The organism is Pseudomonas sp. P1_F7 (assembly GCF_056405655.1).
In genome coordinates this window covers 194,291-214,160 of record NZ_JBFUBR010000008.1, presented here as the reverse complement: position 1 = coordinate 214,160, position 19,870 = coordinate 194,291, and the positions used below count along the sequence as shown (strand labels likewise).

General features: G+C 61.1%; 21 protein-coding genes. 14 read left to right on the top strand and 7 right to left on the bottom strand.

All coding sequences use genetic code 11. The features are described 5' to 3' along the window. Nucleotides 1-637: 637 nt before the first annotated feature. Nucleotides 638-2,011, bottom strand: coding sequence for a nucleotide 5'-monophosphate nucleosidase PpnN (gene ppnN, locus AC1D1M_RS14670; RefSeq protein ID WP_477776183.1), 1,374 nt, complete (start codon nucleotides 2,009-2,011; stop codon nucleotides 638-640). A gap of 235 nt (nucleotides 2,012-2,246) precedes the next feature. Here ppnN and AC1D1M_RS14665 point away from each other — a divergent pair, with 235 nt between their 5' ends. Together AC1D1M_RS14665 and AC1D1M_RS14660 are read left to right on the top strand one after the other, a co-directional pair. Next, nucleotides 2,247-2,774 carry a DUF3087 domain-containing protein gene (locus tag AC1D1M_RS14665; RefSeq protein ID WP_477776182.1) on the top strand — a complete coding sequence of 176 codons (528 nt, stop codon included), beginning with the start codon at nucleotides 2,247-2,249 and terminating at the stop codon, nucleotides 2,772-2,774. An 84-nt stretch (nucleotides 2,775-2,858) separates the two neighbouring features. Further along, complete coding sequence (locus AC1D1M_RS14660) at nucleotides 2,859-4,403, top strand: sensor domain-containing diguanylate cyclase (protein WP_477776181.1); 1,545 nt, start codon at nucleotides 2,859-2,861, stop codon at nucleotides 4,401-4,403. Nucleotides 4,404-4,413: 10 nt separating this feature from the next. Here the strand turns inward: AC1D1M_RS14660 and AC1D1M_RS14655 are convergent, their stop codons facing one another. The 4 genes from AC1D1M_RS14655 to AC1D1M_RS14640 form a co-directional block, all read right to left on the bottom strand. Next, a complete protein-coding gene (locus AC1D1M_RS14655) occupies nucleotides 4,414-5,331 on the bottom strand; it encodes a LysR family transcriptional regulator (RefSeq protein WP_477776180.1) in 918 nt (305 codons plus the stop codon). A 30-nt stretch (nucleotides 5,332-5,361) separates the two neighbouring features. Continuing rightward, nucleotides 5,362-5,724: a DUF2784 domain-containing protein gene (locus AC1D1M_RS14650; protein WP_477776179.1), complete on the bottom strand. Its 363-nt coding sequence runs from the start codon at nucleotides 5,722-5,724 to the stop codon at nucleotides 5,362-5,364. Between the two features lie 61 nt (nucleotides 5,725-5,785). Next, nucleotides 5,786-6,661 (bottom strand): 4-hydroxy-tetrahydrodipicolinate synthase, encoded by an 876-nt coding sequence (gene dapA / locus AC1D1M_RS14645; protein ID WP_477776178.1) that lies wholly within the window; start codon nucleotides 6,659-6,661, stop codon nucleotides 5,786-5,788. 286 nt (nucleotides 6,662-6,947) lie between these two features. Further along, nucleotides 6,948-7,883 (bottom strand): diguanylate cyclase, encoded by a 936-nt coding sequence (locus tag AC1D1M_RS14640; protein ID WP_477776177.1) that lies wholly within the window; start codon nucleotides 7,881-7,883, stop codon nucleotides 6,948-6,950. Between the two features lie 168 nt (nucleotides 7,884-8,051). Here AC1D1M_RS14640 and AC1D1M_RS14635 point away from each other — a divergent pair, with 168 nt between their 5' ends. Genes AC1D1M_RS14635 through AC1D1M_RS14625 form a run of 3 tightly spaced genes read left to right on the top strand, consistent with a single transcriptional unit; the run spans nucleotide 8,052 to nucleotide 9,273 of the window. After that, the gene (locus tag AC1D1M_RS14635) at nucleotides 8,052-8,750 is read left to right on the top strand and encodes an AzlC family ABC transporter permease (protein WP_477776176.1); all 699 of its coding nucleotides are present in this window, start codon (nucleotides 8,052-8,054) and stop codon (nucleotides 8,748-8,750) included. Beyond that, nucleotides 8,750-9,061, top strand: coding sequence for an AzlD domain-containing protein (locus AC1D1M_RS14630; protein WP_015095729.1), 312 nt, complete (start codon nucleotides 8,750-8,752; stop codon nucleotides 9,059-9,061). Before AC1D1M_RS14635 ends, AC1D1M_RS14630 begins: the two co-directional genes overlap by 1 nt. Before the next feature lie 59 nt (nucleotides 9,062-9,120). Next, entirely contained in the window at nucleotides 9,121-9,273 is a 153-nt protein-coding gene (locus tag AC1D1M_RS14625; protein WP_477776189.1) for a hypothetical protein, read from the top strand. Between the two features lie 60 nt (nucleotides 9,274-9,333). Here AC1D1M_RS14625 and AC1D1M_RS14620 read toward each other — a convergent pair whose 3' ends face one another. After that, entirely contained in the window at nucleotides 9,334-10,014 is a 681-nt protein-coding gene (locus AC1D1M_RS14620; RefSeq protein WP_477776175.1) for an SOS response-associated peptidase family protein, read from the bottom strand. 197 nt (nucleotides 10,015-10,211) lie between these two features. Here AC1D1M_RS14620 and AC1D1M_RS14615 point away from each other — a divergent pair, with 197 nt between their 5' ends. Beyond that, nucleotides 10,212-11,111, top strand: coding sequence for a polysaccharide deacetylase family protein (locus tag AC1D1M_RS14615; protein WP_477776174.1), 900 nt, complete (start codon nucleotides 10,212-10,214; stop codon nucleotides 11,109-11,111). A 70-nt stretch (nucleotides 11,112-11,181) separates the two neighbouring features. Here AC1D1M_RS14615 and AC1D1M_RS14610 read toward each other — a convergent pair whose 3' ends face one another. Next, nucleotides 11,182-12,069, bottom strand: coding sequence for a LysR family transcriptional regulator (locus tag AC1D1M_RS14610; RefSeq protein WP_477776173.1), 888 nt, complete (start codon nucleotides 12,067-12,069; stop codon nucleotides 11,182-11,184). A 127-nt stretch (nucleotides 12,070-12,196) separates the two neighbouring features. On the opposite strand from AC1D1M_RS14610, the gene AC1D1M_RS14605 reads away from it, so the two are divergent. From AC1D1M_RS14605 to AC1D1M_RS14570, 8 genes are all read left to right on the top strand, one after another. Beyond that, nucleotides 12,197-13,345, top strand: a complete 1,149-nt coding sequence (locus tag AC1D1M_RS14605) for a muconate cycloisomerase family protein (protein ID WP_191629309.1) — start codon at nucleotides 12,197-12,199, stop codon at nucleotides 13,343-13,345. A gap of 10 nt (nucleotides 13,346-13,355) precedes the next feature. Beyond that, nucleotides 13,356-13,646 (top strand): muconolactone Delta-isomerase, encoded by a 291-nt coding sequence (gene catC, locus AC1D1M_RS14600; RefSeq protein WP_477776172.1) that lies wholly within the window; start codon nucleotides 13,356-13,358, stop codon nucleotides 13,644-13,646. Between the two features lie 55 nt (nucleotides 13,647-13,701). Then, nucleotides 13,702-14,631 (top strand): catechol 1,2-dioxygenase, encoded by a 930-nt coding sequence (gene catA / locus AC1D1M_RS14595; protein WP_477776171.1) that lies wholly within the window; start codon nucleotides 13,702-13,704, stop codon nucleotides 14,629-14,631. A 197-nt stretch (nucleotides 14,632-14,828) separates the two neighbouring features. Beyond that, nucleotides 14,829-15,788 (top strand): AraC family transcriptional regulator, encoded by a 960-nt coding sequence (locus AC1D1M_RS14590; RefSeq protein WP_477776170.1) that lies wholly within the window; start codon nucleotides 14,829-14,831, stop codon nucleotides 15,786-15,788. Between the two features lie 247 nt (nucleotides 15,789-16,035). Beyond that, nucleotides 16,036-17,400, top strand: coding sequence for a benzoate 1,2-dioxygenase large subunit (gene benA, locus AC1D1M_RS14585; RefSeq protein WP_477776169.1), 1,365 nt, complete (start codon nucleotides 16,036-16,038; stop codon nucleotides 17,398-17,400). Beyond that, on the top strand, nucleotides 17,397-17,885 hold the full coding sequence (benB, locus tag AC1D1M_RS14580; RefSeq protein WP_477776168.1) for a benzoate 1,2-dioxygenase small subunit: 489 nt from the start codon (nucleotides 17,397-17,399) through the stop codon (nucleotides 17,883-17,885). The genes benA and benB overlap by 4 nt, the downstream gene beginning before the upstream one ends. Nucleotides 17,886-17,895: 10 nt before the next feature. Beyond that, nucleotides 17,896-18,909: a benzoate 1,2-dioxygenase electron transfer component BenC gene (benC, locus tag AC1D1M_RS14575; RefSeq protein WP_477776167.1), complete on the top strand. Its 1,014-nt coding sequence runs from the start codon at nucleotides 17,896-17,898 to the stop codon at nucleotides 18,907-18,909. Nucleotides 18,910-19,061: 152 nt separating this feature from the next. Beyond that, nucleotides 19,062-19,835, top strand: coding sequence for a 1,6-dihydroxycyclohexa-2,4-diene-1-carboxylate dehydrogenase (locus AC1D1M_RS14570; protein WP_477776166.1), 774 nt, complete (start codon nucleotides 19,062-19,064; stop codon nucleotides 19,833-19,835). The last annotated feature ends 35 nt before the right edge of the window (nucleotides 19,836-19,870 follow it).

Below are 19,870 nucleotides of genomic sequence, written 5' to 3'. Positions count from 1 at the left end.
GCGCTGCGCGCCAGTCCCCGGATGAACGCCTGCACTCAGCCTGCCGAGGGGGCGGGTGGATCAAGATCAAGAGCTGCAGGCGAGCTAACGCTCGGCCTGATGAGTGGTGAAGAGCGACGCGGTGGTGTGTGCTGCTGTGCTTTTGCTTTTCTGTGGGAGCGAGCTTGCTCGCGAAGGCGGCCTGCCAGCCGACCAATTTCTTGCTGATGTCCACAGATCAAATTGTGGGAGCGAGCTTGCTCGCGATGACGGCCCGCCAGCCGACTCAATTCTCACAGGCGAACGAAACCCGCAAGCAGGCCGGCGGGTAGGCCGCCTCGCTTTGGCTTTTGATCTTCTTGCCCCCTCGTGAGGCCGAGAGGAGGTTCTGCGCAGTGGGCAACCCGGCATGGATGCCGGGTTAGCCGCCGCCGGCCATGGATGGCCGATGGCGGCGGGCCCACGGAGCAGGACCGGAGCGCGGGCATGCCGAGCCTGGGCGAGGCACCGAACGTCAGGGGCAAAGCGCGTTGGTTACTTTCGCGCTCTTCGAAAGTGACCCGCCGTAATTGGATGGACTCGCCCGCGCCGAGGCGTCAATGCGCTACGGGCTCAGTCTTCACTGTGGCCCGCAGCGGTAAAGCTCATACCGTTTTTGCTAAGCCACCACCCGATAACACGGCACATACGCCGCGCCACCCGGCAGTTTCATGCGGTGCTGGGCGACGAAGGCTTTGAGCAGCAGGTCTAGCGGTTGCATGATCGCCGCGTCGCCACGGATCTGGTAGGGCCCGTGTTCTTCGATCAGGCGGATGCCCTTGTCCTTGACGTTGCCGGCGACAATGCCGGAGAACGCGCGGCGCAGGTTGGCCGCCAGTTCGTGGGACGGCAGGTCGAGGCTCAGCTTCAGGTTGGCCATGTTTTCGTGGGTCGGGTCGAACGGACGCTGGAAGCCTTCGTCGATTTTCAGCAGCCAGTTGAAGTGGAACGCATCGTTGCGCTCGCGGCGAAATTGCTTGACCGCCTTGAGGCCCAGGGTCATCTGCCGCGCCACTTCGGCCGGGTCATCGATGATGATCTGGTAGTGCTGCTTGGCGGTTTCGCCCAAGGTCGCACCGACGAACGCGTCCAGTTGTTCCAGGTACGGCGCGGCATGTTTCGGCCCGGTGAGGACGACCGGGAAGGGCAGGCCTGCATTGTCCGGGTGCATCAGGATGCCCAGCAGGTACAGGAACTCTTCGGCCGTCCCGGCGCCGCCCGGGAAGATGATGATGCCGTGGCCGACGCGGACGAAGGCTTCCAGGCGTTTTTCGATGTCCGGCAGGATCACCAGTTCGTTGACGATCGGGTTCGGCGCTTCGGCGGCGATGATTCCGGGCTCGGTCAGGCCCAGGTAGCGGCCGCCGTGGATGCGCTGTTTGGCGTGGGCGATGGTCGCGCCTTTCATCGGGCCTTTCATCACGCCGGGGCCGCACCCGGTGCAGACGTCCAGGCTGCGCAGGCCCAGTTCGTGGCCGACTTTCTTGGTGTATTTGTATTCTTCGGTGTTGATCGAGTGCCCGCCCCAGCACACCACGATCTTCGGCTCGACGCCGGGACGCAGGGTACGGGCGTTGCGCAGCAGGTGGAACACGTAGTCGCTGATGCCCTGGGAGCTGCTCAGGTCGATGCGTTGGCTGTCGAGTTCGTTTTCGGTGTAGACGATGTCACGCAGGGCGCTGAACAGCATTTCCCGGGTGCTGGCGATCATTTCGCCGTCGACGAAGGCGTCGGCCGGGGCGTTCAGCAGTTCCAGGCGCACGCCGCGGTCCTGCTGGTGAATGCGGATTTCAAAATCTTTATAGGCTTCAAGGATGGTCTTGGCGTTGTCGACATGGGCGCCGGTGTTGAGAATGGCCAGGGCGCACTGGCGGAAGAGGGTGTAGGTGCTGCCGGAACCGGCTTCGCTCAATTGCTGGACTTCCCGTTGCGAGAGCGTTTCCAGGCTGCCTTTGGGACTGACGGAGGCGTTGATAACTTGGCGTTGGGTCATTCATTGATCCTTAAAACGATGTCATTCACACAGCAACCACGAATGGCATCCGAATAATGTGTATTCATGAAAGAAGATGGCACGAACTGCACGGTCTCGCCATGTCCCCCGCTTGACGATGAAAAAGATGAAAAGGAGCCCCAGCATAGCTAAATCCTTCGCAGAGGCGATAATGGCCCGCTGTCTTTTTGCCTCAGAGCCCTTTTTACCATTGAAGCTTAGGAAACCCGACGCAATGTTCGAAATCCAGCCGATGAACGCCGACACCTACCGGCAACAGACGCGGCGCAGCACGGTCATCATCGCCCTGATTTTCCTGACGCTGGCGATGGTTTTCTCCACGGCGGCGGTGGCGCTGTTCGGCACGCCTGGGGGCGACAATCTGCGCTTCAACGTGGGCGGCGTGTTTGTTGCGGTGCTGGCGATGGCGGCGCTGATGCGCAAAGTGTTCTGGCGCCAGGAATGGATGGCGCCGGCGGTCTACAGTTGGCAACTCAAGCGCAGCCTGATGAGCATCACCAATGTCATGCATCATGTAACGGCGGCCGTGGAACAGGGTGATCCGGTTGCCATGAAGCTGTTGCGTTTCTACCATTTGGGGTTGAACCAGATGCATCAGCTGGACGGCAACTCCAGTGACCACAGCCAGTTGATCCGCGAAATGGACCAGCATGAGGAGCGGATGCAAGCGCTGGGCATCGAAACCGGGCAGACACGCCTGGATCCGGCGTGGCTGGAGGCGGTAAAGCCAGCATCGCGCTAACATCATCGCGAGCCTGGATCAGGCATAGTCAGCAAAAGCGGCGATCAGGAAGACTCGCCCCGTCACAGACAATCAGGGAGCACCATGGGACATCCGCCGATCTACGATCATATTGAAATGCTCCGGCCAACCGTGACCCGGCTCAAGGTCCGCTCGGTAGTGATCCTGCTGGTCGCGGTGTGCCTGTCGATGACGGCAATCGTGATCTGGGAAGCCTGGAGCTCGCGCCAGTACTACCTGCATGACAAGGAAGTGGCGATGTCCAACCTTGCGCAGACCCTGGCATCGCAAGCGCAGGCAACGATCAAGCAGGCCGACACGCTGCTGTTCACCCTGGTCGATCGTCTGGAACACGACGGTGTGTATCAATCCCGGTTGCCGCTATTGCTCAACGCCCAGCGCAGTGAGTTGAGTCAGCTCCATGGCTTGTTCGTTTTCGACGAAAAAGGGCAGTGGATCGCCAATTCCAATGGCGCCGGCCAAACCGGCGTCAACAATTCCGACCGCGAATACTTTATCTTCCATCGCGACAACCCCAGCCGTGGGCCGCACATCGGGCCATCGATCAAGAGTCGTTCGAGCGGTGAATGGATCATGACGGTTTCGCGCCGGGTCAATCATCCCGACGGCAGCTTTGCCGGCGTGGCGCTGGCGTCGATTTACCTCAGTCATTTCCTGCAGCTCTACGACAGCATCGACATGGGCAGTAATGGCGTGATCAACCTGATCGCCGACAATGCCACCATTATCATTCGCAGACCCTTCAAGGAGGCGGAGATCGGCACCAGCCTCGCCAAGGGCCCGTTGTTCACCCAGTTGTTGTCCAAGGGCGATGCGGGTACGGCCACGATCAGGTCGGTCATCGACGGTGTCGAACGGGTGGCGGGGTATCGCCGGGTCGAGGGTTATCCGCTGATCGTTTTTACCGCGCTGAACAAGGATGAAGTGCTTGGCAGCTGGCGCAAGGAGACGCTGCTCAGCGCCGGCATCGTCACGCTATTGTTGAGTTTTCTCGGGGTACTGGGGTTGCGGCTGATCAAGCTGATGAAGCAGCAGAATCTGGTGCAGTTCGAGTTGCTTGACACCCAGGACAAGCTCCTTGAAGTCAATCGCAACCTCGAAGGCCTGGCCCTCAAGGACGCGCTGACGGGGCTGGCCAACCGGCGTCAGCTCGACGCTTTCATCGATGTCGAAATGGGGCGCGCCCGGCGCAGCCAGACCGAGTTGGCACTGCTGATGATTGATGTCGATCATTTCAAACCGTTCAACGATCGCTATGGTCACCTGGCCGGTGATGAGTGTTTGCGCAAGGTCAGTGCGATCATCACGGACAACATCCAGCGCCCCGGTGACCTGGCCGCCCGCTATGGTGGCGAAGAGTTCGCCGTGGTGTTGCCCGGCGCCGACTATGTGGGGGCATTTCTGGTGGCGGAGAAAATCCGCCGCGCGGTGCTACAGGCCGAAATTACCCACAGCGACAGTCCGGAAGGCACCGTGACCGTCAGCATCGGCGTGTGTGCCAGCAATGCCGATTCCCAGGTCCACCCCGAAGACCTGATTGGTGCGGCGGACAAGGCGCTGTACGTGGCCAAGGCCAGTGGGCGGAACATGAGCGTGATTGCCAACTGAACGTCAGGCGTCAGGCAAACCGGTCCGTTCCCTGAACCAGTCGGGTGGCCAGGTTGGGTTTTTCAAGCTGCTCCAGCCACCAGCCCAGGGCGCGACCGTCATGGTCGCCACGCCAGCCGGCGTACAGGATGTTCGGCTCGCGCGGGTCGGCCATCGGCTTTTCAACCAGTGTGCCGTTTTTCAGCAGCGAGCCAACCCGATGCCGCGGCAGCCAGCCCACCCCCAGCGCATTGCACTGGGCGAGGATTTTTGCGCGCATGGTCGGCACGGCCAGCACCGGTTGCCCCCCGGTGACGCCGTAGGTGCTGCCCTCGGTGACTCTGGACGAATCGGCCACCACAATCGCCCGGTGCTGCGCGACCATGGCCCGGGTAATCGGGCCTTTGGCCTTGGCCAGCGGGTGTTTGGGCGACACTGCAAACACCCATTCCATTTCCCCCAGTTGCATCCAGCGCAAGGTCGGGATCGCCGGAGGCTCGTTGGTGGCGCCGATGATCAGGTCCGCGCGGCCTTCGCGCAGGGCTTCCCAGACCCCTTTGAGCACTTCCTGGGTGATGCGCAACGGTACGCCGGATTGCAGCGCATCGAATTCGTGGATCACCGGGATCAAGGTCTCGAACTCCAGCAATTCGTCGGTCACGATCCACAAGCGGCTCTCCCAGCCGTTGGCGACTTGCTGGACCCGTTGGGTCAGGCGCGAGACGTCCTGCATCAGCCGCGCCGCTTCGTTGACAAGCAACTCGCCCGCCGGGGTCAGTTGCAAACGGTAGCGACGGCGGTCGAACAGCAATGCATCGAAACGCTCCTCCAGTTGCCGCGCCGCATAGGATACGGTCGACGGCGCCTTGCCCAGGTGCGCCGCCGCCCGCGACAGACTGCCGGTTTCGCGGATGGCTTCGAGCAGCGCCAGGTCTTCTGTCGACAGCATGTGTTCAGTCCTTGGGGAGTGGTTGAATATTCAGGCGGCCCATTGCCGGATCAATCGAAGATAGACCAGCACGTTGATCACCAACACCACGGCGCCCAATCCCAACTGAATGCCGGGTGTCAGGCCGGTGGGATAGATGACCGGCCAGAGGTAGTGCTCGATGAATCCACCGCCGTAGCCGGATTGCCCGGCTTCATGGCGCATGCGGTTTTCCCAGTCAGTCAGCGGGCAGGGCAGGTGGAAGAACTCCACCGCCATACCCCACAACGCGGCTGGCGGATGCCACCAGATCAGGTGGCGCCATTTGAGCACCAGCAGCCCGCCGAATAACACAAACACAATGAACAGCAAGTGAAACAGCATCAGCCCATCGGCGGCGATTCGGTACAGCATGTCGGTGCCCCTGAGCGGGTGAGCGAATCGCTCCATGGTACTCGGGCCGGTGGCGGGTGCTCTATCGATTGTCGCGGCCCAATGCGCTGAGCACGCCTTTCAAACGTTCGCTCATCGATTCAGTGCTGCGTTGCATCGGTGCACGCAGCTCGTCACCGATCAAGGCTTGCAAGGCCAGCGCGGTTTTCACCGGGGCCGGGTTGGGCTCCAGGAACAGGCTGTTGATCAGCGGCAGCAAACGGAAAAACGTGGCGCGGCCTTCAGCCAATTGGTTGTCGCGGATCTGCCGGTGCAACTGCACGAACAGTTCGGGATGGACATGCGCCGACGCGGCTATCGCGCCTTTGGCGCCCAGGCACAGGGCATTGAAGATCTGGTTGTCTTCACCGCACAGCACGTCGACATGGCCGCTATTGAGCAAGGCGAGGGTGTTCGAAAAATTACCGCCGCAATCCTTGATGGCGACGATCCGCTCGTGGGCGACGATGTTGAGCAGGGTCGTCTGTTCGAAGGCCACGCCGGTACGGTAAGGGATGTCGTAGAGAATCAGCGGAACGCTGGAGGCATCGGCGACCGTGCGGAAAAACGCTTCGAGGCCGGCCTGGGAAGGGCGGATGTAATACGGCGCCGGCACCAGCAGGCCAGCCACCGGGCGCTTGAGGATCTCGCTCTGGAACTGCAACAACTCGCTCAGGTTGTTACCGGCCAGGCCCATGACCACCCGTTGCGCCGGCACCAGCTCCAGCACTGCATCGAGCACCGCCAGTTGCTCATGTTTGCCCATCGCCGCCGGTTCGCCGGTGGTGCCGCAAACGATGAGGCCGTCGACGCCTTTTTCCAGCAGATGGCTGACCAGCCGGCGCAAGCCGACGAAATCGATGGCGCCGTTGTGGAACGGTGTGACCAGTGGAACCCAGATACCTTGAAACGCAGACATGCACTTTCTCCTGATGGTTGACCGATTTCGTCACCGTCAGGGGGCATGGAAGGAGAGTAAGCAAGGGGAGGGTGGTCCGTCGCGCTCAATGTCCTGTCAGCTCATCTGACGGGACAGCGCGCCCCGGTCACATGAGCGACTGTTTCTTCGATTTGAGGGCGTGCGCAACGCAACCTTGCGCCTTGGCAATCAAGCCAATGACGGAAGTGTTGAGGTTGAAGGTTGCGGACATACTTGCTTACACCCTGAATGAGGCGCCCAGTTTTAAAAGGCGGGGCGCCGTTTGTCAATCACGAAAATCAGCGAACTCGGCGCGCATCCGGCCATTGTGCTTGGCCTTGTAGAGCAACTGATCGACCTGTTCGACGAACTCCAGCGCCGTTGCATGCAGTGAAACGCCGGTGGTGCCGACACCGAGGCTGACGCTCAGCAGGTTCGACACCCCGGAGAATTCATGGGCAATCTGCTGTTGGCGAATCAGGTGCAGGCATTTGTGCGCTACCAGCCTGGCGGATTCGGCATCGGTTTCCGGTAGCAGCCAGACAAACTCTTCACCGCCGATCCGCGCAATGAAATCCCGTGGCCGGTTCGCCGCCAGGGACAAGGTTTGCGCGACGCGGCGCAGGCATTCGTCGCCCTTGATGTGACCGTAATGGTCGTTGTACTGCTTGAAGTAGTCGATATCCAGCATGATCACCGACAACGGCAGGCCGGTGCGCTGGGCGTTGGCCCACTCGCGTTCCAGCACGGTGTCGAACATGCGCCGGTTGGCGATGCCGGTCAGGCCGTCCTGGAAGGAATACTCTTCAAGCTGCCTTTGCAGGCGGATCAGGTGTTCTTCGGTCTTCTTGCGCTCGCTGATATCGAACATGAAACCTACCAGCGCCTCGACTTCGCCGTCCTTGCGCACCACGTGCACCACATCGCGAATCCACACGTATTCGCCACTTTCGGTGAGTGCGCGATAGTCGGCTTCGTGATCGATACCGGCCCGCGATTGCGAGACGCAGAAGTCCATCACGTAGTCGCGATCATCCGGGTGCATGCGCTCGACCCAGTCATTGACCGAGGCCCAGCTGTCCTGCTTCCAGCCCAGCAGTTCTTCGATCTGTGGCCCGATGTAGCTGAACGTCATGGTTTTCCAGTCGATGCGCCAGGGAATCGCCCGGGTTGACTCAAGCAGGGTTTTATAAATGTCGCTGTCGGTTTCGACTGAACTCATGAAGGGCCTGCCTCGATGAAAATGCAGCGCAATCATGTTGCTAGCACTTTGGCGAATCAAGCGGGCAGCCGATGAATGGCACGTTGTCGTATGAGTGAGCAAGATTGTTCAAGCCTTCGGCCGCGACTGCTGGCAAAGTCTGGGGTCTTTCCCTGTCTGTAGAACGTTATGTCCAACTCAACCATGCCGCGCAGTGCCTTTTTGCGCGGCGCTGCAGCGATCATGCCGCTGTCTCTGGCCACCGCGCCCTGGGGCTTGCTGGCCGGCTCCATGGCCATCGAAGCCAACCTCACGCCCCTGCAAGGCCAGGGCCTGTCGGGCATTGTGTTTGCTGGTGCCGCGCAACTGGTGGCCATCGGCATGCTCAAGGGCGGTGCCGGGATTTTTTCGATCTTGCTCACCACGTTGCTGCTGACCTCCCAGCATTTGCTCTACGGGATGAGCATGCGCTCGGTGATTTCTCCATTGCCGGGGCGCTGGCGTGCAGGGTTGGGGTTCTTGCTCACCGACGAGTTGTTCGCCCTGACCAGCCAGCACGACAAACAGCAGTTCAACCGCTGGTACGCCTTGGGCGTGGGCCTGACGTTCTACATCGCCTGGAACCTCTTCACCCTGGCGGGCATCGTCCTTGGCAGCAGCATTCCCGGCCTTGAACACCTGGGCCTGGACTTCTCCATCGCGGCCACCTTCATTGCCCTGATCACCCCGGTGGTACGCAACGTGCCGACGGTGGTGTGCGTGGCGGTGTCGCTGTTCTGTTCGGTGTTGTTCAGCTATTGGCAATGGGGCTCGGCGCTGGTGCTCTCGGGGCTGGCGGGGATGACCGCCGGGTTTGTCTGCAATAAATTCTACGGTGGACGCACATGATGGTCTGGGCAGTGATTGTCGGAATGGGCGTGTTGGTGTTCCTCAACCGCTATGTTTTTCTGGAACCGCGACTGCCGGTGCGCCTGAGCAGCAATGCCCGGCAGTTCCTCGGGTTTGCCGTGCCGGGCATGTTGACCGCGATCTGTGGGCCGATTGTGTTCATGCCGGAGAAACAACTGAACCTGCACTGGGACAATCCCTATCTGATCAGCTCGCTGGTGGCGGTCGGGCTGGTGCTTTACACGCGCAATACGTTGCTCAGCATGCTGTTGAGCATGGGTTTCTTTTTTTTGCTGCGCTGGTGGCTCTGAGCGGGGCAGGGGAACTGATCTAAGCTTAAAGTTGATGACCGATCCCTTCAGGAAGCGAGGTGAACATGGCCAATGAACCCAAGCAACCGGACCCGGAAGAAGACGAGGACGAACCCACGGAAGAAGAGATTGAGCAGCAGAAGCGTTCGGTACCGGACTGGAAGCATCCTGACGACGGTAAGGAACTGTCAGAGCCTGACCGCAAGTTCTGACCGGCGCGCGAATACAACAAAGCCCCGCCATTAAGCGGGGCTTTGTCGTGATTGATAAGTTCATGGAACTTTATTAATGAGCGCGGCGCCCTGGTTCCTGACATTGCCAATGGCCTTGTCGACCTTGTACCACTCAAATACATCACTCACCTCGCCCTGGGATAACGCCATTTCCTCGGCTCGCTCCTTGGGCGTGGCCGGGTCCAGCCATTCCCGCGCCAGTTCGGGCGAGAACACCACCGGTCGCCGGTCATGCACATCAAGCAGGCCACCCGCGCTGTCGGTCGTCAGGATGACGAAACCGTCGTGCTCCCTGTGAGGGGCTCCGCCGATGGGGTACTGGCCGATGGCCGCGCAGAAAACCGGGGCCCGGTTCCGTCGCCGGATCAACCACGGTTGTTTGTTGCCGTCACCGGCGTCGACCCATTCGAACCAGTTATCAATCGGGCAGATCGCGCGATGGGGCCAGATCGCCCGGAAGTACGGGCCGTGGGCGACTTTCTCGACCCGGGCATTGACCGGCTCCGTGCGATCCGTCGCCCAGTGCGGTCGCCAACCCCAGCGCACGGCGTCGGCGTGCAGCCGCTCATTTTCCAGGTGCAACAGAGCGAGTTGCGTGGTGGGCGCGGCGTTATAGTGCGCCAGGGGTTCGTTGCCGACGTGGTTGATCAGCGCGTCGGGGATGCTCAGCACCGCCACGAAGTCGTGAATCCCGCGGTATTGCGACAGTCGTCCGCACATGGCCTGACACTCTGGTTGAGCATTTTTTTCAGTTTAGTTGGTGGCGACGAAACGGGCTTGGCAAGCACTGGAACCAAACGCTGTGTACCTTATCCAACCTCGGCCCGCCGTCTCGATACGGACTGACGACGGATGAACGGGTGAAGGATTCCTGCCAATTGAAGTATCGACCGTGATGGTCTGACCCAAGGCAAAACATGAAACAGTTGTTCAAGGTTTTAACGCTGTGCGCCATGGCGGCCGGTCTGCTGGGGTGCATCGCGGCGCCCATCGAAATGACCCCGCAGACCGAACAGCGTCTAAGCGCGCAACCCCCCATCCGGTTTCTGCTGACCTTCGATGACGGTCCCAGTGCATCGAGCTGGTGGAATCCGACCGTGACGGTGCTTGAGAGCCTGGCGCAAAACCCGCTGCAACCGGGCATCAAAGCCGTGTTCTTCGTGCAAACCCGTGCACCGCGAGCCGGCGGCAGCGAGTTGGGCCGGGACATCATGCGTCGCGAACACGCCGAAGGTCACATACTGGGGTTCCACACGGCGACGCCCTGGCACACCAATCATCGCTCGCTGGAGCCGCAGGAGCTGGAACAGGCCCTCACTGATGGCAGCGCCGACATCGCGGCGATCACCGGTGCCCCGCCAATCCTGCTGCGCCCGCCATTCTGGAACTACGACAAACGCACCTTCGCCGCTTATCAGCGGCATGGCCTGCATGTACTGCTCACCGACTTGAGCGCCAATGACGGCAAGATCTGGGGCTTCAACGCCAGCCCCCGACGCCGGTCGCACATGCTGCGCTCGATGTCCGAAGTGCGCGAACGCATTGCCCGCGGCGAATTGCCGGTGGTCGATGGTGTGATTCCGGTGGTGGTGACCTTCCACGACCTCAACCGCTATACCGCCCGGCACACCCGCGAATACCTGCAGATACTGCTCGACAGCGCCCGGGAGACCGGGGTGAAAACCGCCGACAAGCCGTTTTACGACGATCAGGCTGCCCTTCAGCGGGCGGCCATGGCGCGAACCGTGCGCGACGATTCGCAGCCGGTTGAGTTGCCGGGGTTCTGGAACTGGATCTGGGGCGCAAACACCCATTAGAAAACGTGCAGACAGGGCCCGCTACGCAGCCCAGCGGGAGCAAGCTCCCTCGCCACAGGTATTTACTGCGTTAAATTGCCGGTGGCAGCAGCTCATCAATCATCCGTAAACAATGGTTCAACCCCGGCGATACATCGCCCACCCGTCGGCTGAGAATGATCGGCGAGGTGGCGTTGTCCTCCAGCAGCGGGGTGAAGCCGATGTCGTCGCGGTGCAGCAACTGCACCGAGGCCGGCACCAGCGTGACCCCGATTCCTGCCCCCACCAGGCCGATCGCCGTTTGCAGCTCGTTGGTCCATTGTGCGACGTGGATGCGCACGCCGTAGGACTCAAACAGGGCAATCACATGGTCGGCGTAACTCGGCCGTGGATTGCCGGGGTACAACACAAAGGGTTCCTTTGCCAGCTCCCGCAGGCTGATGGGACCGGCGAGCAACGGATGCCCGGCGGGCAGGGCGGCGACCAGGCGGTCTTCGGTGAGCACGGTCTGGACGATGGCCGGATCGTCGATACGGATCCGCCCGAAGCCGATGTCGATGCGCCCGGCCTTCAACGCCTGCACCTGTTGCAGGGTGGTCATTTCCGACAGGCCCAGCTCCAGCTCCAGCGGTTCGCCACTGCGTAAGCGTCGGATCAGTTCCGGCAGCACGCCATACAGAGTCGACGGCGCAAAGCCGATACCCAGCCAGGTCTTTTCACCCAGGCCGATGCGCCGCGTGTTGTCGCAGACCTTGTTCAGTTGTTCGAGCAGGGCGGTGGAGTGTTCATGGAAAAACCGCCCGGCGTCGGTCAATTTCAGCGGTCGGCCGCGCTCCAGCAGCACCACCCCCAGTTCATCCTCCAGTTGCTGGATCTGCCGGCTCAGGGGCGGTTGGGCGATGTGCAGCAGCTCTGCGGCGCGGGTGAAGTTGAGGGTTTGAGCCAATACCTGGAAATAACGCAGGTGACGCAGTTCCATGGAGCCTCCAGATGCGGATCGGTTGCATACCTTTAAGGTATCAAGTCAGACCAATTCTATATTGGCATCGGGAAAAAAGCCGTACGAGAATCGATTCCAGAACTTCAAGAACCTGACGGGTATCGAAATGCTTGCAACAGCCATTGAGTCGATCGAGACGATCATCGTCGACCTGCCGACTATCCGCCCACACAAGCTGGCCATGCACACCATGCAGAACCAGACCCTGGTGATCATTCGCGTGCGTTGCGCCGACGGCATCGAAGGCATCGGCGAATCCACCACCATCGGTGGCCTGGCCTACGGCAATGAAAGCCCGGACAGCATCAAGACCAACATCGACACGCACTTCGCACCGCTGTTGATCGGCCAGGACAGCAACAACGTCAACGCCGCCATGTTGCGCCTGGAGCGCAGCATTCGCGGCAACACCTTCGCCAAATCCGGTATTGAAACCGCACTGCTCGATGCCCTGGGCAAACGCCTCGGCCTGCCGGTCAGCGAATTGCTCGGCGGCCGTGTTCGCGATGCGCTGCCCGTGGCCTGGACCCTGGCCAGTGGCGACACCGAGAAAGACATCGCCGAAGCGGAAAAAATGCTCGACCTGCGCCGTCACCGCATCTTCAAACTGAAGATCGGTGCCGGTGAGGTCAATCGCGATCTGGCCCACGTCATCGCCATCAAGAAAGCCTTGGGTGACCGCGCCAGCGTGCGGGTCGACGTCAATCAGGCCTGGGACGAAGCGGTCGCGCTGCGGGCCTGCCGGATCCTCGGCACCAATGGCATCGACCTGATCGAGCAGCCGATCTCGCGCAACAACCGCGCCGGCATGGCCCGCCTCAACGCCATGAGCCCGGCGCCGATCATGGCCGACGAATCCATCGAATGCGTGGAAGATGCGTTCAACCTGGCCCGCGAAGGCGCGGCCTCGGTGTTTGCCCTGAAAATCGCCAAGAACGGTGGCCCACGCGCCGTGCTGCGCACCGCCTCGATCGCCGAAGCGGCCGGTATCGCCCTGTACGGCGGCACCATGCTTGAAGGTGGCCTGGGCACCATGGCGTCGGCCCATGCCTTCGTCACCCTGAACAAACTGGCGTGGGACACCGAACTGTTCGGCCCGCTGCTGCTGACCGAAGACATTCTCAGCGAACCGCTGGTGTATCGCGATTTTGAACTGCATGTGCCGAACACCCCGGGCCTGGGCCTGAGCCTGGATGAGGAGCGCCTGGCGTTCTTCCGCCGCGACAAGACATCCACCGCCATTCATCAAGCCTGAGGAGAGCATTATGCTGTTCCACGTAAAAATGACCGTGAACCTGCCGGTCGATATGAATCCGGAAGCGGCAGCCAAACTCAAGGCTGACGAAAAAGCCCTGGCCCAGCGTCTGCAAGAGCAGGGCAAGTGGCGCCACCTGTGGCGCATCGCCGGACAATACGCCAACTACAGCGTGTTCGATGTCGACAGCGTTCAGGAACTGCATGAACTGCTGATGCAATTGCCACTGTTTCCGTACATGGCCATCGAGATCGACGCGATGTGCCGGCATCCTTCTTCCATCCGTGACGATGACCGCTGAGCCCAGCCTGTCCAGCGCGCTACGCTAATAATTACAAGATGAGGAACCCTTCAAAATGAACGTCAAGATTTCCCACACTGCCGAAGTCCAGAAATTTCTCGAAGAGGCCAGCGGCCTGCTCAACGACGCTGGCGACCCACGGACCAAGGCGCTGGTCTACCGCATCCTGCGTGACTCGGTGAACATCATCGAAGACCTGGCCGTGACCCCGGAAGAATTCTGGAAAGCCGTCAACTACCTCAACGTGCTGGGCGCGCGCCAGGAAGCCGGACTGGTGGTGGCCGGTCTCGGTCTGGAGCACTACCTTGACCTGCTGATGGACGCCGAAGACGAGCAGGCCGGCAAGTCCGGTGGCACCCCGCGCACCATCGAAGGTCCACTGTACGTGGCGGGCGCGCCGCTGTCGGAAGGCGAAGCGCGCCTCGACGATGGCATCGATCCGGGTGTGACCCTGTTCATGCAAGGCCGCGTATTCAACACCGCTGGCGAACCTTTGGCCGGCGCCGTGGTAGACGTCTGGCACGCCAACACCGGTGGTACTTACTCGTACTTCGATACCACGCAATCGGAATTCAACCTGCGTCGCCGCATCGTTACCGACGCCGAAGGCCGCTATCGTTTGCGCAGCATCGTGCCGTCGGGCTACGGCTGCCCACCGGACGGTCCGACCCAGCAACTGCTCGATCAACTGGGCCGTCATGGCCAGCGTCCGGCGCACGTGCACTTCTTCATTTCCGCGCCGGATCATCGCCACCTGACCACCCAGATCAACCTCGACGGTGATCAATACCTGCACGACGATTTCGCCTACGCCACCCGCGACGAATTGATCGCCAAAATCACCTTCAGCGATGATCAGGCGCGTGCAGCGGCCCACGGTGTCAGCGGTCGCTTTGCCGAAATCGAGTTCGACTTCACCTTGCAGTCGTCTGCCCAGCCTGAAGAGCAACAGCGCCACGAGCGAGTTCGCGCACTGGAAGACTGATCGCACGACCCTGTGGGATCACCACACTGTGGGAGCGAGCTTGCTCGCGATAGCGGTTTAACATTCAACATCCATGTTGACTGGCACTCCGTCATCGCGAGCAAGCTCGCTCCCACAAGGTCTTGCGATAACACATCGATGCGAGCACTGTTCTGGAATGATCCGACGCAACCTATAACAACAACGAGAGTGACCTGATGATGCAAGCGCAACTGTTGAGTCAGCGTAGCCGGGTGTTCGACCATGCCGACCCTTACGCGGTGTCGGGCTACGTCAATCAGCACGTCGGCAACCATTGCATCCTCATGCCCCGTGCGGGCCAGCCACTGGCCAGTCTCGACCATCGAAAGTTCGCCAGCCTCGACCTGTGCCGCATCAGCTACGGCGCCAGTGTGCGGGTGACGTCGGGCGCACTGGAGAACATCTATCACCTGCAAGTATTGCTGCGCGGCAATTGCCTGTGGCGCGGCCACGGCCAGGAACACTACTTCGCCCCCGGCGAATTGCTGTTGATCAATCCCGACGATCCGGTGGACCTGACGTACACCGACGATTGCGAAAAATTCATCCTGAAGATTCCCACCCGCTTGTTCGAGTCCGTTTGCGATGAGCAGCGCTGGCAGTATCCGGGACGGGGCGTACGGTTTCTGGAGAACCGCTATCAGTTGGGCGAACTGGAAGGTTTCGTCAACCTGCTGGCGATGATTTGCCAGGAGGCCGAGGCCACCGAGCAGATCCCCAGGGTCCAGGAGCATTACGCACAGATCATCGTCAGCAAGATGCTCAGCCTGATGAAAACCAACGTCAGCCGCCTCGAACTGGGCTCGCAGACGGCCACGTTCGAGGCGATTGCCGATTACATCGCCAATAACCTCAAGCAGGACATCGACAGCGAAGCACTGGCGCGCCAGGCGCACATGAGCCTGCGCTCGCTGTATGGCCTGTTCGAGCGCAATGCCGGCCTTACGCCGAAAAACTACCTGCGCCAGAAACGCCTGGAACGCATCAACGCCTGCCTGAGCGACCCGACCTGCAACGTGCGCAACGTCACGGAAGTGGCGATGGATTACGGCTTCCTGCACCTGGGCCGGTTCTCCGACAGCTACCGCAAGCAGTTCGGCGAATTGCCGTCCGATACCCTCAAGCGTCGGCATTGAGCCTTCAGGTTTGATGTTGTCTGGTCTGGCGCCATCGCGAGCAAGCTCGCTCCCACAGGGGCAGCGCGATCCAATGTGGGAGCGAGCTTGCTCGCGATGGGGCCGGCACATTCAACATTGATGTCGCCTGACACAACGCTGACTCCCTGCACAAAACGGATAAAGGTCTGCACCCCGCGGATATTCCAGCTTGCCCCCCCGTCCTAGCATGACCCCTGCCTGAACAATAACAATGGAGGCGGCGGCCATGACCCTGCGACCCGAATATTTGCATTCCCTGCTTGAAGACGATCCCGAGCAGGGCCTCTATCGCTGCAAGCGCGAGATGTTCACCGACCCCCGGTTGTTCGACCTGGAGATGGAACACATCTTCGAAGGCAACTGGCTGTACCTGGCCCACGAAAGCCAGATCCCCAACATCAACGATTTCTACACCACCACCATGGGGCGCCAGTCGATCTTCATCGCGCGCAACAAGGACGGTGTACTCAACGCCTTTATCAATGCCTGCAGTCACCGCGGCGCGACCCTGTGCCGGCACAAGTCCGGCAACAAGAGCTCCTACACCTGCCCGTTCCACGGCTGGACCTTCAACAACTCCGGCAAGCTGCTCAAGGTCAAGGACCCGGCCAACGCCGGCTACCCGGCGAGCTTCAACTGCGAAGGCTCCCATGACCTGACCCGCGTGGCGCGTTTCGAGTCCTATCGCGGCTTCCTGTTCGGTAGCCTCAAGGCCGATGTGCTGCCACTGGTCGAGCACCTGGGCGAGTCGGCGAAGATCATCGACATGATCGTCGACCAGTCCGCCGATGGCCTGGAAGTGCTGCGCGGCTCCTCCAGCTACATCTACGAAGGCAACTGGAAACTCACCGCGGAAAATGGCGCCGACGGCTACCACGTCAGCTCCGTGCACTGGAACTACGCGGCGACCCAGAACCAGCGCAAGCAACGCGAGGCCGGCGACAGCAACCCGACCATGAGCGCCGGCAGCTGGGCCAAGCAGGGCGGTGGTTTCTATTCCTTCGACAAGGGCCACATGCTGCTCTGGACCCGTTGGGCCAACCCGGAAGACCGTCCGCTGTACGAGCGCCGCGATGAGCTGGCGCAAGACTTCGGCAAGGCCCGCGCCGACTGGATGATCGAGAACTCGCGCAACCTGTGCCTGTACCCCAACGTGTACCTGATGGACCAGTTCAGCTCGCAGATCCGCATTGCCCGGCCGATCTCGGTCAACCGCACGGAAATCACCATCTACTGCATCGCCCCCAAGGGTGAAAGCGATCACGCCCGTTCCAGCCGGATTCGCCAGTACGAGGATTTCTTCAACGTCAGCGGCATGGCTACGCCGGACGACCTGGAGGAATTCCGTTCCTGCCAGACCAGCTATCAGGGCAGCGTCACCACCTGGAACGACATGTCCCGTGGCGCCGAGCATTGGATTGAAGGCGCCGACGAGGCCGCCAAGGAAATCGACCTGCATCCGCTGCTCAGTGGCGTGCGCACCGAAGATGAGGGCCTGTTCGTGCTGCAACACAAGTACTGGCAGCAGACCATGCTCAAGGCCCTGGCGGCCGAGCAGTCGAAGCTGATCGCCGTGGAGGACGTGCAATGACCATCACCTACGACATCGTGCGCGATTTCCTCTACCGCGAAGCGCGCTACCTCGACGATCGGCAGTGGGACGAATGGCTGGAACTGTACGCCCCCGACGCGACGTACTGGATGCCGTCCTGGGACGACAACGACGAGTTGACCGAAGACCCACAGCGGGAAATCTCGCTGATCTGGTACGGCAACCGCACCGGCCTGGAAGACCGCATCTTCCGCATCAAGACCGAGCGCTCCAGCGCCAGCGTGCCGGACACCCGCACGTCCCACAACATCAGCAACATCGAGCTGCTCGAACAGGCCGACGGATTGTGCAAGGTGCGCTTCAACTGGCACACCCTGAGTTTTCGCTACAAGACCGTCGACAGCTATTTCGGCAGCAGTTTCTACACCCTCGACGTGCGCGGTGAAAACCCGTTGATCAAGGCCAAGAAAGTGATCCTGAAGAACGACTACGTTCGTCAGGTCATCGATGTTTACCACTTGTGAGGCGGCCGTCATGACCCATTCCATTGCGTTCAATTTTGAAGACGGCGTCACCCGGTTCATCGACGCCAACGCCGGAGAAACCGTGGCCGATGCCGCGTACCGCCAGGGCATCAACATCCCGCTGGACTGCCGCGACGGCGCCTGCGGCACCTGCAAGTGTTTTGCCGAAGCCGGCAGCTACGACTTGGGTGAGGAGTACATCGAAGACGCCCTCAGCCCAGAAGAGGCCGGGCAGGGTTTTGTCCTGACCTGCCAGATGCGCGCCCAAAGCGATTGCGTGGTGCGCGTACCGACCTCCTCGGAGGTCTGCCGCACTCGTCAAGCCAGTTACGATGCGACCATCAGCGCGGTGCGCCAGTTGTCCGACAGCACCATCGCGCTGTCGATCAAGGGCGAGGCCTTGAGCAAACTGGCGTTCCTGCCGGGGCAGTATGTGAACCTGGGGATTCCCGGCAGCGAGCAGACTCGCGCCTATTCGTTCAGCTCGTTGCAGCGCGATGGCGAGGTCAGTTTCCTGATCCGCAACGTGCCCGGTGGCTTGATGAGCAGTTTCCTGACCGGCATGGCCAAGGCCGGCGATAGCATGAGTCTGGCGGGACCGTTGGGCAGTTTCTATCTGCGTGACATCCGTCGGCCGCTGTTGCTGCTGGCCGGTGGCACCGGGCTGGCGCCGTTCACCGCGATGCTGGAGAAGATCGCCGAGCAGGGCAGCGATCATCCGCTGCATCTGATCTACGGCGTGACCCACGATTTCGACCTGGTGGAAATCGACCGCCTCGAAGCCTTCGCCGCGCGCATCCCCAACTTCACCTTCAGCGCTTGCGTGGCCAGCCCCGAGAGTCAGCACCCGCTCAAGGGCTACGTGACCCAGCACATCGAGCCAAAGCATTTGAACGATGGCGACGTCGACGTCTACCTGTGCGGCCCGCCGCCGATGGTCGAGGCCGTCAGCCAGTTCATTCGCGAGCAAGGCATCGCGCCCGCGAACTTTTACTTTGAGAAATTCGCCGCCAGCGCGGCGTGAGTCGCGCGAAATACCCTGCCTGGCAAAGATCCAATGTGGGAGCGAGCTTGCTCGCGATGAGGCCGGAACATTAAACATTGATATTGCCTGTGAGGCCGCAATCGCGAGCAAGCTCGCTCCCACAGGGGCAGTTGGCATCCTTCGAGGTACACATGAACAGATTTCACGAAAAAGTCGCACTGATCACCGGCGCTGCCCAAGGTATCGGGCGGCGGGTGGCCGAGCGTATGGCCGCCGAAGGGGCGAAGCTGATCCTGGTGGATCGCTCCGACCTGGTATTCGAAGTGCAGCAACAGTTGGCGTCGACCACCCAGGTTTTGGCCCTGACCGCCGACCTTGAGCAATACGAGGAATGCAGCCGGGTGATGCAAACCGCGGTCGAGCGCTTCGATCGTCTCGACGTGCTGATCAATAACGTCGGCGGGACGATCTGGGCCAAGCCGTTCGAGCACTATGAAGCGTCGCAGATCGAGGCCGAAGTTCGCCGTTCGCTGTTCCCGACCCTGTGGTGTTGCCATGCCGCGCTGCCGTTCATGCTGGAACAGGGCAGCGGGGCGATCGTCAACGTCTCCTCCATCGCCACTCGCAGCCTCAACCGCGTGCCTTACGGCGCGGCAAAAGGCGGGGTGAATGCCTTGACCGCTTGTCTGGCGTTCGAAACCGCCGGTCGTGGCGTGCGGGTCAATGCCACCGCGCCTGGCGGCACCGAAGCACCGCAGCGACGCATACCCCGCAACGGTGCCGAGCAGAGTGAGCAGGAAAAAGTCTGGTACCAGCAGATCGTCGACCAGACCCTCGACAGCAGTTTGATGAAGCGCTATGGCACGCTGGATGAGCAGGCAGGGGCTATTCTGTTTCTGGCCAGCGACGAAGCGTCCTATATCACCGGCATGGTCATGCCCGTTGGCGGCGGCGATCAGGGCTGACGGGAGCGGCAAACAACCCTATCCACAAACGGAGT